At 39.1% G+C, this 18,146-nt stretch carries 15 protein-coding genes; all 15 read left to right on the forward strand.

What is annotated here, in order from left to right; translation table 11 throughout:
- The first annotated feature begins 22 nt into the window (after positions 1–22).
- The 15 genes from ACTVDO_RS03320 (at position 23) to ACTVDO_RS03390 (ending at position 18,141) form a co-directional block, all read left to right on the forward strand.
- Positions 23–184, forward strand: coding sequence for a hypothetical protein (locus ACTVDO_RS03320; protein WP_442901027.1), 162 nt, complete (start codon positions 23–25; stop codon positions 182–184).
- Between the two features lie 113 nt (positions 185–297).
- Positions 298–1,185 (forward strand): UTP--glucose-1-phosphate uridylyltransferase GalU, encoded by an 888-nt coding sequence (gene galU, locus ACTVDO_RS03325; protein WP_442901028.1) that lies wholly within the window; start codon positions 298–300, stop codon positions 1,183–1,185.
- 52 nt (positions 1,186–1,237) lie between these two features.
- Positions 1,238–3,049 (forward strand): polysaccharide biosynthesis protein, encoded by a 1,812-nt coding sequence (locus tag ACTVDO_RS03330; RefSeq protein WP_442901029.1) that lies wholly within the window; start codon positions 1,238–1,240, stop codon positions 3,047–3,049.
- 143 nt (positions 3,050–3,192) lie between these two features.
- The gene (locus tag ACTVDO_RS03335; protein ID WP_442901030.1) at positions 3,193–4,272 is read left to right on the forward strand and encodes a glycosyltransferase; all 1,080 of its coding nucleotides are present in this window, start codon (positions 3,193–3,195) and stop codon (positions 4,270–4,272) included.
- A gap of 318 nt (positions 4,273–4,590) precedes the next feature.
- On the forward strand, positions 4,591–5,682 hold the full coding sequence (locus ACTVDO_RS03340; protein WP_442901031.1) for a polysaccharide pyruvyl transferase family protein: 1,092 nt from the start codon (positions 4,591–4,593) through the stop codon (positions 5,680–5,682).
- 150 nt (positions 5,683–5,832) lie between these two features.
- Complete coding sequence (locus ACTVDO_RS03345) at positions 5,833–7,359, forward strand: oligosaccharide flippase family protein (RefSeq protein WP_442901032.1); 1,527 nt, start codon at positions 5,833–5,835, stop codon at positions 7,357–7,359.
- 962 nt (positions 7,360–8,321) lie between these two features.
- Positions 8,322–9,338, forward strand: a complete 1,017-nt coding sequence (locus ACTVDO_RS03350) for a glycosyltransferase family 2 protein (protein ID WP_442901033.1) — start codon at positions 8,322–8,324, stop codon at positions 9,336–9,338.
- 33 nt (positions 9,339–9,371) lie between these two features.
- On the forward strand, positions 9,372–10,472 hold the full coding sequence (locus tag ACTVDO_RS03355) for a glycosyltransferase (RefSeq protein WP_442901034.1): 1,101 nt from the start codon (positions 9,372–9,374) through the stop codon (positions 10,470–10,472).
- Between the two features lie 18 nt (positions 10,473–10,490).
- Positions 10,491–11,669: an O-antigen ligase family protein gene (locus tag ACTVDO_RS03360; RefSeq protein ID WP_442901035.1), complete on the forward strand. Its 1,179-nt coding sequence runs from the start codon at positions 10,491–10,493 to the stop codon at positions 11,667–11,669.
- Between the two features lie 40 nt (positions 11,670–11,709).
- Positions 11,710–12,855 carry a glycosyltransferase family 4 protein gene (locus ACTVDO_RS03365; protein WP_442901036.1) on the forward strand — a complete coding sequence of 382 codons (1,146 nt, stop codon included), beginning with the start codon at positions 11,710–11,712 and terminating at the stop codon, positions 12,853–12,855.
- Positions 12,856–12,875: 20 nt separating this feature from the next.
- Positions 12,876–14,021, forward strand: coding sequence for a glycosyltransferase family 4 protein (locus ACTVDO_RS03370; RefSeq protein ID WP_442901037.1), 1,146 nt, complete (start codon positions 12,876–12,878; stop codon positions 14,019–14,021).
- A 14-nt stretch (positions 14,022–14,035) separates the two neighbouring features.
- Positions 14,036–15,040, forward strand: coding sequence for an NAD-dependent epimerase (locus ACTVDO_RS03375; protein ID WP_442901038.1), 1,005 nt, complete (start codon positions 14,036–14,038; stop codon positions 15,038–15,040).
- Between the two features lie 57 nt (positions 15,041–15,097).
- Positions 15,098–16,426: a UDP-glucose dehydrogenase family protein gene (locus ACTVDO_RS03380; RefSeq protein WP_442901039.1), complete on the forward strand. Its 1,329-nt coding sequence runs from the start codon at positions 15,098–15,100 to the stop codon at positions 16,424–16,426.
- Positions 16,427–16,470: 44 nt separating this feature from the next.
- The gene (gene galE, locus ACTVDO_RS03385) at positions 16,471–17,508 is read left to right on the forward strand and encodes a UDP-glucose 4-epimerase GalE (protein WP_442901040.1); all 1,038 of its coding nucleotides are present in this window, start codon (positions 16,471–16,473) and stop codon (positions 17,506–17,508) included.
- Between the two features lie 21 nt (positions 17,509–17,529).
- Positions 17,530–18,141, forward strand: coding sequence for a sugar transferase (locus tag ACTVDO_RS03390; protein ID WP_442901103.1), 612 nt, complete (start codon positions 17,530–17,532; stop codon positions 18,139–18,141).
- Positions 18,142–18,146 lie beyond the last annotated feature (5 nt).

Genomic DNA, 18,146 nt, shown 5'->3' on the forward strand with positions numbered 1-18,146 from the left:
AAGCAAGGGGGGAAGCCATCGTATGAGCCAAGAGCTGAAAGAATTGCTTCGTTCCGCCTTACAAGAAGAACTGAAACCTGTCCACGAGCGGCTCGAGCGGTTGGAAGGCACAGTCGGAAGCATTCGTCAAGACGTGCCGCATCTCCAGCAAAACGTCGATCATGAACCAAAGAGGCTAAACTAAGTCCCCAAAAGGGACTGTTTTTACGCCCATATGCATCGGCGTATCGGCACAGCCGCGGTTGTGCCGATACGCAGGGGCATACGAGCCAACCATACATAGGGGGTTACATATAGATGAAAAAAGTGCGCAAAGCGATCATCCCGGCGGCGGGATTAGGCACGCGCTTCCTCCCGGCGACGAAGGCGATGCCGAAGGAGATGCTGCCGATTGTCGACAAGCCGACGATCCAATACATCGTCGAAGAAGCCATCGCCTCAGGGATCGAAGACATCATCATCGTCACAGGGAAAGGAAAACGCGCCATCGAAGACCATTTCGACATCGCCTTCGAACTCGAGCAAAACCTCATCGAAAAAGGCAAATACGACCTGCTCGAGAAAGTGAAAGAACCGTCGAAAGTCGACATCCACTACATCCGGCAAAAAGAGCCGAAAGGACTGGGCCACGCCGTCTGGTGCGCGCGCAACTTCATCGGCGATGAACCGTTCGCCGTGCTGCTTGGCGACGACATCGTCCAAGCCGACCCGCCGTGCTTGAAGCAGCTCATCGACCAATACGAACAAACGTTGAGCTCGGTCATCGGCGTCAAACAAGTGCCCGACAACGAAACACACCGCTACGGCATCATCGACCCGAGCGAACAAAACGGCCGCCGCTACCAAGTGCGCCAATTCGTCGAAAAACCAGCGCCCGGCACCGCGCCGTCGAACTTGGCGATCATGGGAAGATACATCCTCACCCCGGAAATCTTCCTCTTCCTCGACAAACAAGAAACCGGCGCCGGCGGCGAAATCCAACTCACCGACGCCATCCAAAAACTGAACGAAATCCAACGCGTCTTCGCCTACGAATTCGAAGGCAAACGCTACGACGTCGGCGAGAAGCTCGGATTCATCAAAACAACGATCGAGTTTGCGGTGCAAAATGAAGAATTAAGAGACGATTTGCTTGCATTTATGGAGAACATCGTAGCACAAACAAAGCAAGGCATGAACGTATAACGAGCCGCCACATACGGCTCGTTTTTGATTATGGTGAAGGGGGACGCAAGCGTTGGCGTATCGACAACGATTAACATTTTTAATGCTGCTTGATTCAGCGATCGTGCTGACGGCGATTTATATTAGCGTATTTACACTATATCCGTACGTAGAAATATTAGAACATAAACCGATTTTATTGTCCGCGGTCACGCTGTTAGTAAGCCATCATCTGTTCGCCTTCGTTTACCGCTTATATCAGAAAGCGTGGGAATACGCGAGCATCGGCGAATTGACGGCGATCATTCAGGCCGTCACGCTTTCAGTCGTGACGACAGCGGCCGTGCAGTGGGCCGTTTTTCAAGACATTTACGCCCGTGCGCTCATGATCACATGGATGATCCACGTTCTTTTCATCGGCGGCTCGCGTTTCGTTTGGCGTGTGTTTCGCGACCGCTACATCAAGCCAAACGTCAATAAACGGCGGACGATGATTATCGGCGCTGGCGCCGCAGGCATGATGGTGGTGCGTCAGCTCATCAACAACCCGGAAGCGGAATTGAAACCGATCGTGTTTATTGACGATGACCCGAACAAGCAAAAACTGCAGTTTTTTGGCATTCCTGTACTTGGCACGACAAACGATATTGAAGACGTTGTCCAAGCTTTGCGTATTGAACACATTATTATCGCCATTCCGTCGCTGACGAAAAAACAACTGAACCGCATTTTTGAACAATGTGCGAAAACGAACGCCAAAACGCAAATCGTCCCTAGATTAGAAGATATTGTAACGGGAAAAGTATCCGTCAGCCAGTTCCGCGACGTGCAAGTCGAGGACTTGCTTGGCCGCGAACCCGTCAAGCTCGATATCGAAAGCATCGCTGGCTACATTGAAAACAAAACGATTTTAGTCACCGGCGCGGGTGGCTCGATCGGTTCGGAAATTTGCCGCCAAGTGTGCCAATTTCGGCCGAAAAAACTCGTCCTTCTCGGCCATGGGGAAAACAGTATTTACCAAATTGACATGGAACTGCGTAATCAATACAAAGATCAGATCGAGATCGTTCCTGTCATCGGTGACATCCAGGACCGCGTGCGCATGTTTGAAGTGATGGAAGAACACAAACCGGATGTCGTCTACCATGCGGCCGCCCATAAACACGTGCCATTGATGGAATACAACCCGAAAGAAGCGGTCAAAAACAACATTTTCGGCACGAAAAACGTCGCTGAAGCAGCAGATACGTTCGGGGTACATACGTTTGTCCTCATCTCTTCGGACAAAGCCGTCAACCCGACAAACGTTATGGGAGCGACCAAACGATTCGCCGAAATGCTTATCCAGCAACTCGACAAACAAAGCAAAACGAAATTCGTCGCCGTTCGTTTCGGAAACGTCCTCGGCAGCCGCGGCAGCGTCATCCCGCTGTTCAAAAAACAAATTCAAGCTGGCGGCCCGGTCACCGTCACCCATCCGGACATGACACGCTACTTCATGACCATTCCCGAAGCGTCCCGCCTCGTCATCCAAGCCGGTGCCTTGGCCAAAGGTGGCGAAATCTTTGTCCTCGACATGGGCGAGCCGGTAAAAATCGTCGACCTTGCGAAAAACTTAATCAAACTGTCCGGCTACACTGTTGAAGAAATCGGCATCGAATTTACCGGCATCCGTCCGGGCGAGAAAATGTTTGAGGAATTGCTGAATGAAAATGAGGTTCATCCGGAACAGGTGTTTCCGAAAATTCATATTGGGAAGGCGACGGCGGTGGACGAAGCCATCCTCCACGATTTTATGGAACGGTTTGAAGGGATGAGTGAAGAAGAGGTGAAGGAGACGGTGGTGGGGATTGCGAATAGTCATGATATACTAGAGAAAATCTGATAATAAAATTGCTTTTGATGGCAGATTAATAAGGCTAATATACTTTGAGCTTTTATTGCTTTTTATACCAAACGCTTAGCAAGAATTTTGACTTTCGCAATCCCTTCAAATTACTTTATATCAAGGAAGGCATGGGGTGTGCAATGGGATCCAACAACCATGTGGTAAGTATAATAGTACCTGTATACAATGCTGAAGCATACCTAAAAAATTGCGTGGATAGCATTCTAAGTCAAACGTATGAAAACATAGAAGTTATTTTAGTAAATGACGGTTCAACAGATAAAAGTGGGAGGATTTGTGAAGAATATAAGAAAATAGACCATCGCGTGAAAGTAATACACCAGAAAAATTCAGGGCCGTCGGTTGCTAGAAATAAGGGCCTTGATGCTGCAACAGGGACGTATATTCAGTTTGTTGATGCTGATGACAAGGTTGAACCTGATATGACGAGGAAATTAGTTGAGGCAATGGAGCAAAGAGAAAATATCCAACTGGTTGTATGTGGATTTAATGAGACTGATGGCTTCATGGTTTCAAGAAATGTTCCTTTCATTGAAGGCGTCTACTCCAAAAAAGAGTTTCTAAACTTTTTTGGGCGATTATTTAGACATAGTTTTATAGGTTATCTATGGAATAAATTGTATGATACTGAGTTTATTAGGAAGTTTAGAATTTATTTCAGAGAAAATATAGACTTGGGAGAAGATTTACTATTTAATCTTGAATATCTTGAGGTTTGTAACCAGATTGCAATTATCAAAGACCAGTTATATGGTTACTTGGTGCAGCAAAATAGTAACTCCTTGACAAAAATCTATAGGAATAACTTACTTGATATTCAACAAATGCTGCTCCAAAGAATGAGAGAGTTCTTAATAAAAAACGGGAAGTATACAGAGGAAAATAAAATTTTTATTGAAATGCTTTATGCATCTAGTATAATAAGCTATTTAGACAGCTTGTTTCATATAGATAATCATCTTGGTTCGTATGATAGAAAGAAACAAATACAAGAGATAATTGATAGTGAAATAGTTATAAAAAACATTAATTATTTTTATCGTGGAAGCATACAGCAACAGCTAATAGGATTTTTAATTAGGTACAGGATGTCTAGCCTGATTTATTGCTTTTTTAAGATAAAAAATATACTGAGGTATAAAACAAAAGGATTGTTTTATTTATTGAAGAGTTTAAATAGAATATCATCTCATCAGTAAAATTAGTGAGAAACGTGCGTTTGTCAAGCTATATTAATATTTATCTAATTTGTTTTCCCTCTCATTAAAAAGACCTTAATATATCTTGAGAAAATCCAATTTCGATATTAGCTGTTACATGTTCATTGAAAAGCTAGCATTTGTCCTCGTTCACGAAGAGTTTCCTGCTCTCCATACTCGAGTTTGCCGATAACACCTATGGAATCTTTGGGGAAGTACTAAAGCGCAGGAGGAGGGGAAGGTTAACTCTTCATGTTGCATATATAAAAGAGATACATGAGCATAGTCTTTATTATGTTTTCATTGAGGTGGAATCGCGTGAAAAAGGTTATGATTTATGCATATGCAAATTTTAATCTAGGGGACGATCTATTTATTAAGATACTATGTGAGAGGTACCCCAGAACACAATTTGTTTTATACGCTCCGAGTAAATATAAAAAATGTTTTAGGGGGCTAAGGAATTTAGAGATATTATCTAGTGATCCTATAGTTCTTAAGGGGATTGATTTTATTTTTAGAAAATTGAGGATCCACTACTCCTTTTTCCGTAGTTTAGCCGCTAAAAACTGTGATGCAGCAGTATACATTGGGGGATCCCTCTTTATACAAGCGAAGAATTGGAAAAATCAAATAGAAAATTTAAGAAGTATGAGGATTGATAAGAAGCCTTTTTTTCTTTTAGGGGCTAACTTTGGTCCTTTTACAGATAGGGGTTTTTACCTTCAGCATAAGGAAATTTTTAAATGGTTTACGGATATATGCTTTAGAGAGAAGTACTCTTATAATCTATTTGCAGATTTGCCTAATGTTAGAGTAGCAAGTGACATAGTGTTTCAACTAAGAAAAAGGAATATTCAGAGACAGACTAAAAGGCGAGTAACAATATCGGTGATAAAACCATCTAACAGGGAATATTTACGTGGTTATGATGAAGTCTATTATAGAAAAATAAAAGATATTACAATTCATTTTGTTAAAAAGGGGTATAATGTTATCCTTATGTCGTTTTGTGAAAATGAGGGGGATAGAGAAGCAGTAAAGAATATAATGAAATTAATACCAAATGAATATTTAAATAACGTGAGTGAATATGGTTATCAATTGAATATCGATGAAGCCTTAGATGTTATTGCAGATTCAAGTTTTATCGTTGCAACAAGGTTTCATGCAATGATATTAGGATGGGTATATAATAAACCCGTATTTCCTATAGCTTATAGTAACAAAATGATAAATGTTATGGAGGACGTAGGATTTAAAGGTTCGTATGTAGATTTTAATGGTCTGGATTCTCTGGAACCAGAAGAGGTTTTTAGATCTATGGAAACTAATTTGGTAGATATTAGCCAGCAGATTAAAAATTCAGAAAAACAGTTTCAGAAATTGGATGATTATTTATACACATGAGGGTGTTGCAAAACGCATGCAACACTCTTATACATGATTTCCAAGCCGCGTTTGTACAGAAAAGTTCCATGGGCAAGTGATCTGTCCTCCACCCGGGGATGAAAATCACCGCTCGCCGGCGTGGGATTTTCACAGAAATGGAGTATAATTATGATTGCTAATCAGTTAGGATTTGGAATTATTTTATCTTATATATCCATCTTTCTTGCTAACATTGCTAACTTGATTCTTACTCCTTTTATTATACGGAGTTTAGGACAGTCCCAATATGGATTATACATGCTTATAGGTGCATTTGTAGGATATATAGCGATACTTGATTTTGGATTGGGTAACACTACTGTCAGATTTGTGTCTAAGTATCATGCGGTCAATGATAAAAAGGGAGAACGAAACTTTTTATTTTTAACTTCTGTAATTTATTTAATTATTTCGTTTATCATTTTAGTATTAGGCGCACTTATATATCCTAGTCTAGATGTCGTATTTCGCAATTCCTTAACACCAGAAGAAATTGAAATAGCAAAAACAATGTTTATTATTTTAATTATAAGCCTTTCATTGACATTACCTATGAATTTATTTAGGGGGATTATAACAGCATATGAAAGGTTTGTTTTTCTTCACTCGCTTAACATAGTTAGAATATTGATTAGATCCATTCTCTTATTTCTCTTATTATTCTGGGGATATAAGGCAATAGCCATTGTATTGCTAGATGCAGCTTTGAATATTGCTTTAATGCTTGTTAGTGTAATATATGTTTTTGTAAAGTTACATATAAAAATTAAATTTTATGAGTTTGATAAATACCTCATTAAAGAGATTTTTTTATATACTTTTCCTGTTTTTATCGGTGTAATTGTTGATCAGATTTATTGGAAAATAGGTCATTTGGTACTTGGAGTAGTTGCGGACACGAATGAGGTAGCTGTTTTCTCGGTAGGCATGACCATAGGACAATATTTTATCACTTTTGCTACTGCAATTTCTGGTGTTTTTCTTCCAAAAATCACAAAGATGGTAACAACAGAAGCTTCAGATGAAGATCTAACAGATATCTTGGTGAAAACGGGGAGAATACAATTTTTAGTTCTGGGATTGGTTTTAAGTACTTTTGTGCTGTTTGGAAAAAAATTTATTTTATTATGGGCTGGTCCAAGTTACGAAGTGTCTTGGGGGATAGCATTAGTTGTAATGATACCTCTATCACTTGTCTTAACTCAAACTGTAGGTATATCTATTTTGCAAGCTAAAAATATGCATGCATTTCGTTCTTGGATGTATCTTTTTATTGCGATAATCAATACCCTTATTAGCTTCTTTTTATCCAAGATATACGGGGCTATAGGAGCTGCCATAGGGACGGCGTTATCGCTGATATTTGGTAATATTATAATCATGAATATATATTATCACTTTAAAGTTCGTTTAAATATTCCAGAATTCTGCAGGAAGTTATCCAGTTTGTTACTGTCATTGATATGTTCAGTCGTTATTGGCAGTGTATTGCTACTAATTTCGTCTAATTCATGGTTAGTTTTGATTGTGCAATGTAGTATTTACAGCATTATTTATATTTTTATTATGTGGTTTTTTGGTATGAATGATTATGAGAAACAGTTATTTGTAAATGTATATAATAAAATAAAAAAACAAACTTCATGCAATACATAGATTAAGGACAGAACAAAGCTCATCACCAATAGAAGGCTGACAGGCACTTTCTGTCGAAGAGTCCATTTATATACGGAACCAACAATGATATTATTATCCTTTTTTTGAAAAATTTAATCATTGTATGTAATTGGGTAACCTAGCTTGCTGGAGAATATTGCCGATTTAATGCAAATACGAAACATGTAATGCAATGCCTGAAAGGAAGTTTTTACACGGGTTGCATGTGTAGGGAAAGGAATCAGAGAGGAAAAGGAATACTCCTTCATCACAATATACCCCCTAAGTGCTATATTACTTTCCCTGAATGTTTATGGATGTCGTTCACGAGCTGGAAGGGAGGTCTTAGGAGGCCTGAGGAAAAACATCGTTTCCCCTTCCTATAGCCGTTTTCAAGTTTATGAAATACATTGGCAATGATCGTATCTTTTAGCCATTTGCGATTGATCGAGCTAGCTATTTGAGCACGGGAGGAGAGGAATGTAGTGCAAATAGTGCCTTTCGTTTTATGTTAGCAGATGAAATCTGACCGTTATTCAGTATCATGACTATGAGCTGACCAAAGTAGCTTTTTGTTAGAAAGAAACCAAAAAATCCAGAGAAAGTCAAGGTGTTGGTTGTCTGAGCTTGATGAAGCACCGTTTCGCTCTTTTAGAAATAGGTCATGCCAAACAGTGGATACGTAGGCATATGTGTTCCATTTACGTGCAAAAAGGTGGGATCTGGATTCGTTATGTTTTTTATAAAGTTCCTGTAGATGAGCATTTTTCATTACAGTAATTTCCATCCCCTAAGAGACAAACAGGGTACCCCTTAGGCGACATGGAGCTGTTTTTTGTCATGTCTCCTTTTTTGTTTAGTTGTCAATTTGTGTTAGCGAATTTGCTCATCTACAGTAAAGTTCTTTATTTTTTCAACATGCTCTAATTTTTCAATAAGCATGTATATAGAAGGATCAGGGAGTGTTGGTATTGCCAAAAGTTAGTATAATTATTCCTGCTTATAATGTAGGAAATTATATTGAAAGATGTTTAACTTCTATAGTTAACCAATCTTTAAAAGATATTGAAATCATTGTGGTTAATGATGGCTCTAATGATAATACTTTAGAAGTTACTAGGAAATTTGCTGATATTGATAATAGAATAAAAGTCATTAATTCTGAAAATAAAGGAGTTTCAGCAGCAAGAAACAGCGGATTGCTTCAGTCCACAGGAAAATATATCTATCAAATAGATGCGGATGACTGGATTGAACAAAACGCCTTAGAGGAAATGTATGAAGCTGCTGAAAACAATCGAGCAGATATTGTTATTACGAATGCATATATTGATTATGATAATGGAACTCTTCTTCCTTTTATAGACGGAAGGTTAATAAATGAAGAACCGATTAAGGATTTCTTTCTTGGGAATATTAAAGCTAGTGTTTGGACTAAATTGTACAGAAGGGATTTATTTACTAAATATAATATTGGATATGTTGAGGGGATCAGGGTTGGAGAGGACTTATTAATTAACTTTTTTTTAATGCTACAGGCTAAAAAAGTCATTAAAATAGAGAAATCTTTTTTGCATTATATACAGAGAGAAAATAGTGCAATGCACTCCTACAAATCGAGTATGTATGATATTTACAAGGTGTTTGATGAAATTGAAAGTTTTATGAAACGAAGTAATCTCTACAGAAAATATAAGGATGAGTTTTTATATTTAAAATATATGCATACGTATTATTTTAGAGTAATATCATCTGTTAGTTTGAGTTCCATTCATAGAGAATTTTACAGAAAATGGAGAAAAGAGAGAGATAGGTATTTAGGCAACCGTTATATATTAGAATTTTTAAAAGAACAGAGCCATGTAAATAGGTTGTTAAATGAATTATATACAATCAATTACTTCCTTGGATTGGCTCTTGGAGTTGTAAAAGTAAGTGTTAAGCAGTTAAAAGGTTTGTTATGGGGTCACACTGTTTAAACAATATTTTTTAGGTGAAGGAGTTTTATTGCTATGAGTCAGCATCGTATTGGTATTTTCCTCCCTTCTCTTCGTGGAGGAGGGGCGGAGAGAGTAATGGTCAATTTAGCAAAAGTATTCGCAAAAAATAACTTTCAAGTAGACTTGGTTTTGGCAAAAGCGGAAGGTCCTTATTTGTCACAAGTCCCCGATGATATTCGTATCGTTGATTTAAATGTGTCGCGTGTCGCTTTAAGTCTGTTTCCTTTAGTTAGATATTTGCGTAAGAATAGGCCCCATGCTTTAATATCAGCTCTGAATCATGCTAATGTTATTGCTATTTTAGCAGTTAAATTTTCTTTAACCAAAACTAGGATTTTGGTTACTGAACACAGTACATTAAGCCGCTCTTTATTACATCCAACTAACTCTCGCTCAAAGTTAGTACCCTTTTTTATGAGATCTTTTTATCCATTGGCCGATCACATAATTGCAGTTTCTAATGGGGTAGCTGATGATTTGTCAAAAACATTGGATATTGCTCGGCCCAAAATTAAAGTGATTTATAATCCGATCATCACTGACGATTTATTTCAAAAGGCGAATGAAGAAGTGGATCATCCTTGGTTTAAGAACAAACAATATCCAATCATCTTAGCTGTTGGTCGATTAACAGAAGCTAAGGATTATCCGACACTTATAAAAGCTTTCTATCATGTGAGACAACAAAAAGTGGCGAAATTAGTGATTTTGGGTGATGGTGAAAAGAGAACAGAGTTGTTAAATTTAATAAAGGACATGGGATTAGAGCAAGATGTGGATATCATAGGATTTGTGCAGAATCCGTATGCATATATGAAACGTTGTTCAGTATTTGTTCTTTCGTCTAAATGGGAAGGGTTACCTACTGTGTTGGTAGAAGCCTTAGCCTGTGGTGCAAATATAGTGGCTACAGATTGTCCGAGTGGGCCAAGGGAGATACTAAAAAATGGGGAATATGGTTCTCTAGCCAAAACGGGGGATGATAAGGATCTAGCCAAGGAAATCTTAAAGAAACTCGATGTAGGAAAACAAGACGAAAAAGTATTGATGGAGGCGTATCAACCGTTTAAAAATGAATTTGTATTTAGTAAATACTTAAACCTTTTTAACTAATCGTACGGGGTTAATTATATGAGAAGGGTTACATTATATTTGGTTTGTGTTTTTGTCTTTGTAATTCCAATAGAAAACATTATTACTATTAGCGGTTTAGGAACAATCAGTAAGTTAGTAGGTGCTTTGTTATTTTTTGTGGTGTTACTTTATACAATTGTCATAGGTAAAATAAGGAGAATCGACAAATTTGATATATTATTTTTTGTTTTTATTGTATGGGGAACTCTGACATATTTTTGGAGTTTTGATAAAATCCTTAGTGCCCAAAGAATTTTGACTAATGTTCAATTGTTAATCATGATTTGGATTTTACGTGAATTTTTGTCAAATGGTAAAGCGAGACTAATGATACTGCAGTCCTATGTTTTGGGGGCAATGGTTTCAGTTGCTAGTGTTATTTCTAGTTATGTTCAGAATAAAAGTGTGTACGGAAATAGATTTGTTGCTCAAGGATTTGATCCAAATGATCTGGGTCTAATACTAGCACTTTCTCTACCTATTGCCTGGTATCTATCGCTTAAGCAAAAAAATAGCTTTATAAATAGAGTTTACATTCCATTGGGATATTTTTCAATAATTTTAACAGCCTCTCGCACTTCATTTGTTGTCTCATTGATAGGTTTATTATATATTTTTATTACTTTTCATCAATTATCGAAAAAATCTCGTATTATAATATTTTTGGCTGTGTTGTTGGTATCAAGTTATGTATATAATTTGATACCAGAAGCATCAGTTGAGCGCCTTAGTACTATAAGTAAAGAAGTATCAAATGGCGATTTAAATGACAGAACAAATATTTGGAAGTGTGCTCTCACATTGTTTTACGTTCAATGGGCTAATGGAGTAGGAATAGGGGCATTCCGACAAGCTGTTTTAGATTGTTATGGTGCGAGGGTGGTAGCGCATAATACATTTATTTCTATTCTTGTCGAACAGGGCGTTATAGGATTCTTTATATTTTCTTTAGTTATTTTGTATTTAGTATATGTAATAATGAAGTTTACTGACCCTGAACATAGGGTTTTACATATTATATTTATGATTATGCTCTTTTTAGGTGTAAATTTTTTAACTTGGGAATATAGAAAAGTATTTTGGTTAATATTAGCAATAATGGCTTCAGGAAATCTTCATAAAGAAACTCCTTCTTTAGCACCATCTAGATATGAAGCTATTACTTATGATAAATAGTTTGTAGATATTGTTTGATAATGGAAAAAGGGTGTTATTTATGAATAAGAGAAGCTACAAATTAATCCACCTCATCACCGGCCTCAATACCGGTGGCGCGGAAATGATGCTATATCGGCTGTTATCCAAAACCGATCGACAGAAATTTAGTGTTTCAGTAATCTCTTTGACCGATGTCGGTCCGATTGGTAAGAAGATTGAGGAGTTAGGCATTCCAGTCATGGGGTTAGGGATGAAACGTGGAATTCCTAACCCTTTTTTTCTATTTAAATTAGCGAAAATATTAAAACGTGAAAAGCCGGATATATTGCAAACATGGATGTATCATGCGGACCTGATGGGGTTGTTAGCGGGAAGATTCGCTGGAGTGAAGAATATTGTATGGGGCATTCATCATAGTAACCTTGATCCAAAAATCGAAAAGAGACAAACAATCCTAGTTGCTAAATTATGTAGCATGCTATCAAATTTACCCCGCAAAATTGTATGCTGTTCTCACGCATCTTTGAAGTGTCATAAGCAATTAGGATACAATGAAGAAAAAATGGTAGTTATTCCAAATGGATTTGATCTAGGAGTATTTCAACCAAGTCAGTACCCAAAATCTCTTCTTAAGGAACTGTCTTTAAATAAAGATTCCTTGTTAGTAGGCCATGCGGCACGTTGGCATGGACAGAAAGACCATCCTAATCTAATCAAGGCTGCAAAGTTAGTAGTCGAAAGATATCCAAATGTGCATTTTGTCTTATGTGGAGATGGTGTTAATCAGGGAAATGAAACATTGTCTGCTTTGATTAAAAAAGAAGGAATTCAGAATAATGTTCACTTGATGGGGAGAAGGAATGATATCCATACATTAATGCCGCAGTTTGATTTATATGTTTCTTCTTCAAAAGCAGGAGAGGCGTTCCCAATTGTATTGGGTGAGGCAATGGCCTGTGAAGTCCCTTGTGTAACGACAGATGTGGGAGATTCTGCATATATTGTTGGGGATACAGGTTTTGTCGTTCCTCCTGAAAACTCACAAGCTCTCGCAGACGCAATGTTACGGTATTTTAGCCTTTCTGTTGAAGAACGTAAACGAATGGGAAAAAAAGCAAGACAACGGGTAGAAAGCCATTTTGCGTTGGATTTAGTAGTAGAGAGGTATGAGAGTATTTATCAATCTCTATTATCAGAGAAATAATATCCAAAGGTGCGTCTGTTATGGTAAAAATAGCTCATGTCTGTACATCAAGCTTAAGTCATAAGATATTGGTTGATAAACTAGCGTTATTAAAAAAAAGAAACTATGACATTCACCTTATTTCATCGGAAGAAGGATATAATGAAAAATTAATGCAAAACTATGATTTCAAGCTCCGCTTTATCTATATGAATCGCCAGATCCATATAATAGACGATGTGATATCCATTTTTCGTATGACAAAATTATTCCGTAAAGAGAAATATCATATTGTTCATACTCATACAGCGAAGGCAGGAATTATTGGGCGTATAGCCGGCAGGTTGGCTGGTGTTCCTGTTGTTATTCATACTAGCCACGGGTTGCCTTTTTATGAGGGACAAAGCAAGAAAAAGTACCATACTTACCGCTTTCTTGAGAAAGTCGGTGCTTTATTTTGTGATGCAATCGCCTCACAAAACAAAGAGGACATAGAAAAAATAAAGAAATATGCTCCTCGTAAACCAGTTTATTATGAAGGAAACGGTGTGGATTTACGTAGGTTGGATGAGGAAAATAAAAATATAAGTGATGAACAAATTAAGATACTAAAAAGCCGATTAGGTATTTCAAATGATAAAAAGGTCATTTTGGTAGGCGCCAGATTTGAGCCTGTAAAGGATCACTTCTTTTTATTAGAGGGGATAAAACATTTAAAAGAATATCAAAATGAATCAGATTTTATATGTCTTTTGGCAGGAGATGGCCCTTTAAAAGAACAGATCCAACAGAAAATAGAGGACTATCATCTTTCGAATGAGGTCAAGATGATAGGATTTCAAACAGATATTTATGCTTATATTAAAATGGCTGATCTCATTGTTTTAACATCTGAAAAAGAGGGTGTCCCTCGAATTATCATGGAAGCAATGGCTTTTTCCAAACCGATTGTAGCTACGGATGTGTTGGGGACTAGGGAGTTAGTGGTTCATGGGGAAACAGGATTATTGGTGAAGTACAAGAATGTTGAAAGTCTTGCTTCGAGTATTCACGTATTGTTGAATGATGAAGGAAAAAGGAAAGAGTTTGGAAATAATGGGCGGAGAAGAATTGAAGAAAATTTTACAGAGGAAATCGTTGTGGAACGGATCGTAAAAATGTATCAAGAGTTATTACAAGTAGAATAAATGGAGGCACGGATATGACCATTCTTGTAACTGGTGCGGCCGGATTTATTGGTATGCATTTTTCCAAACGACTTTTAAAAGAAGGCTATGAAGTGGTGGGAATTGATAATTTAAATGATTATTATGATCCAAAGCTGAAAGAAGATCGATTGCTTGAATTGGATAGCTATAATCACTTTACTTTTATAAAATTGGATTTGGTCGATCGGGAACGCCTTTTCTCATTGTTTCAACAATATCGATTTACCCATGTGGTTAATCTAGCGGCACAAGCAGGGGTTCGATATAGTCTGCAAAATCCCTATGCCTATGTCGATTCGAACCTTGTCGGATTTGTCAATATTCTTGAGGCGTGTCGTCGTTATTCTGTCAAACATCTCATTTACGCTTCGTCAAGCTCTGTGTATGGAGCTAATGCGAAAATGCCGTTCTCGACAAGTGACAATGTCGACCATCCAGTAAGTTTATACGCGGCGACGAAAAAGGCGAATGAGTTAATGGCACATACATATAGCCATTTGTACGGAATTCCAACAACGGGGTTGCGTTTCTTCACGGTGTATGGTCCATGGGGACGTCCGGATATGGCATACTTTTCTTTTACGAAAAACATTCTTGAAGGAAAACCAATTAAAGTGTTCAACCACGGAAACATGAAACGAGATTTTACGTATATCGACGATATTGTCGAAGGAATGGTGCGTCTATTGGATCGGCCGCCGCTTCCAAACGAACAATGGGATCGTTCCCGTCCGGATCCGAGCTCTAGTTACGCACCATATAAGATTTATAATATTGGCAACAATCGACCGGTGAACCTTCTTGATTTTATCGAGACATTAGAGTCATTACTTGGTGTGGAGGCGAAAAAAGAGTTTTTGCCCATGCAGCCTGGAGATGTGGAAGCGACATATGCAGATATTGACGATCTGTACCGAGCGGTTGGTTTTCAGCCTTCGACTCCGGTCCAGGAAGGACTACGATCGTTTGTTGAATGGTATAAGTCGTACTATCAGTAACTAAGTCAGCACCTTTGCAAGTGTGGATTTTTATGGACGAACAGGGAGATGAAATGATTGAAAACAATTGCTGTGGTAGGAACGGGATATGTCGGTCTAGTCACTGGTGTTTGCCTTTCCGATATCGGCCATTACGTGACTTGTGTGGATATTGATAAACAAAAAGTAGAGAAGATGAAACAAGGGATTTCTCCTATTTATGAACCCGGTCTAGATGAATTGATGAAGAAAAACATCGAAAGGGGTCGGCTACATTTTACGACCAGTCACCAACAAGCATTTCGAGATGCAGAAGTGATTTATATTGCGGTTGGTACGCCACAAAAGGAAGATGGTTCGGCAGATTTGCGGTTTGTGGAGCAAGCCGCAAAAGATATTGCGACGTATATCGAACGGGATGGAGTAATTGTCGTAACGAAAAGTACCGTTCCCGTTGGAACAAATGAGAAAATTAGAACATGGATTAAGCAACATCTAACAAAAGACATTCATTTCTATATCGTATCTAATCCGGAATTTTTGCGGGAAGGCTCAGCGATTTATGATACGTTCCATGGCGACCGGATTGTCATTGGAGCCGACAATGAATGGGCAGCATCCGTCATCGAGGAGGTAAACAAGCCATTTGGCATTCCGATTTTTCGCACGGACATTCACAGTGCAGAGATGATTAAATACGCCTCTAACGCCTTTTTGGCGACGAAAATCAGCTTTATTAATGAGATCGCGAACATTTGCGAAAAGGTTGGCGCCAATGTCGAAGATGTTGCCTATGGAATGGGTCTTGATACAAGGATTGGGCCACAGTTTTTACGGGCAGGAATTGGCTATGGCGGTTCTTGTTTTCCGAAAGACACAAAAGCGCTGGTGCAAATTGCTGGGGACGTCGATCACCAATTTGAATTGTTGGAAGCTGTCATTAAGGTGAATAATAAGCAACAAGTGAAGCTAGTGGAAAAGGCACGCAATCGCTTTGGAAGTCTGCGAGGTAAGAAAGTAGCGTTGCTGGGGTTGGCTTTTAAGCCAAACACGGACGATATGCGTGAGGCAGCTTCGATTGTCATTGTGCAAGAGCTGTTGAAAGATGGTGCTCTAGTTGTGGCATATGACCCGGTGGCAGTGGAAAATGCCAAACGCATTATTGGTGATGGAGTCATGTACGCTTCATCCATAGAAGAAGCATTAACCGGTGCTGATTTGGCTATGATTGTGACAGAGTGGGAGGAGATTAAACAAACTCCACTGGACTTGTACATGAAACAGATGAAGACGCCCATCGTGTTTGATGGGCGGAATTGTTATCCGTTGGAAGAGGTGAAAAAGTATCCAATTGAATATCATTCTATCGGTAGAGAAAGTGTACTAACGAATGTAGTAAGTATTTAGGATGTTTACGTTGTTTTCTTACATGACCAAACGGGGGAATAAAGATGCCCATCCTTATCACTGGCGGCGCTGGTTATATCGGCAGCCATACTTGCGTGGAACTATTAGATGCAGGGTACGACATTGTTGTCATTGATTCACTGTCTAACAGCAAACCCGAAGCATTGCGACGGGTTCAACAGATTACGGGAAAGGACTTCCCTTTTTACCAAATTGACTTGTTAGACCGAGATGAGTTAGAGGCGGTCTTTGCCAAACATTCGATTGATGCGGTCATCCATTTTGCAGGGCTGAAGGCTGTTGGGGAATCAGTGGAGCTTCCCCTTCTGTATTACCATAATAATATCACAGGAACCTTGATATTATGTGATGTGATGCGTAAATACGGCGTGAAGAACATGGTGTTCAGCTCCTCGGCGACGGTGTATGGCATGCCAGAGCGTGTGCCGATAACGGAAGATTTCCCGCCGCAACCGACGAATCCGTATGGACGGACGAAGTGGATGATCGAGGAGATTTTGCGTGATCTATACCTATCCGACCATAGCTGGAGCATCGCCCTCCTTCGCTACTTCAATCCGATCGGCGCTCATCCGAGCGGGCGGATAGGTGAAGACCCGAACGGTATTCCAAACAACTTAATGCCATATATTACCCAAGTCGCAGTCGGGAAGTTGAAAGAGCTGCGTGTATTCGGCAACGATTACCCGACGGTTGACGGCACAGGTGTTCGTGATTATATCCATGTTGTCGATTTAGCTTTGGGTCATGTAAAGGCATTGGAGAAAGTTCTTGAGACGACGGGAGTGGAGGCATATAACCTCGGTACAGGACGGGGATATAGCGTCCTTGAGCTTGTATCGGCATTTGAAAGAGTGACAGGAGTGAAGATCCCATATACCATCGTTGATCGTCGTCCTGGCGATGTAGCGGTGTGCTATGCCGATCCGACGAAGGCGAAGGAAGAGCTCGGTTGGGTGGCGACAAGGGGAATTGAAGACATGTGCCGCGATGCATGGCGGTGGCAGTCACAAAATCCGAATGGGTATGAACAGGTCTTCGAATCAACAGCCCAATACTGACAACGGGAGGGATGGTTTATTCTGAAGCGGAGTTTTGACTTCATTGTTGCGCTAATTGCCCTTGCTGTTTTATCGCCGATCATGGTGGTAACGGCCATTCTTGTGCATTGGAAATTAGGCTCTCCCGTCTTGTTCAAGCAACAACGCCCTGGCTTGCATGGCAAGCCGTTTTATTTGTATAAATTTCGTACAATGACAGATGAACGAGATGAAAACGGAGAGCTATTACCTGATCATCTAAGATTGACTCCATTTGGGCAGTTTCTTCGAAAATATAGTCTTGATGAATTGCCACAGCTGTTTAATGTGTTGAAAGGAGATATTAGTCTCGTAGGACCTAGACCGTTACTGATGGAATATTTAGAGCTGTATACACCAGAGCAAGCTCGTCGTCATGAAGTAAAACCAGGCATTACTGGTTGGGCGCAAGTGAATGGACGTAATGCGATTTCATGGGAAGAAAAATTTAAACTGGATGTTTGGTATGTCGATAATCGCACTTTTTGGTTGGACATAAAAATATTGTTTCTTACCGTGATTAAAGTCTTAAAAAAGGAAGGTATTAATCAATCGGAATATGTTACAATGGAAAAGTTTGCAGGAAATGTATCTCAAAAACATCAAGTAAAGTGAGGTAG

The organism is Geobacillus sp. BK01 (genome assembly GCF_052220245.1).
Classification (GTDB): Bacteria; Bacillota; Bacilli; order Bacillales; family Anoxybacillaceae; genus Geobacillus.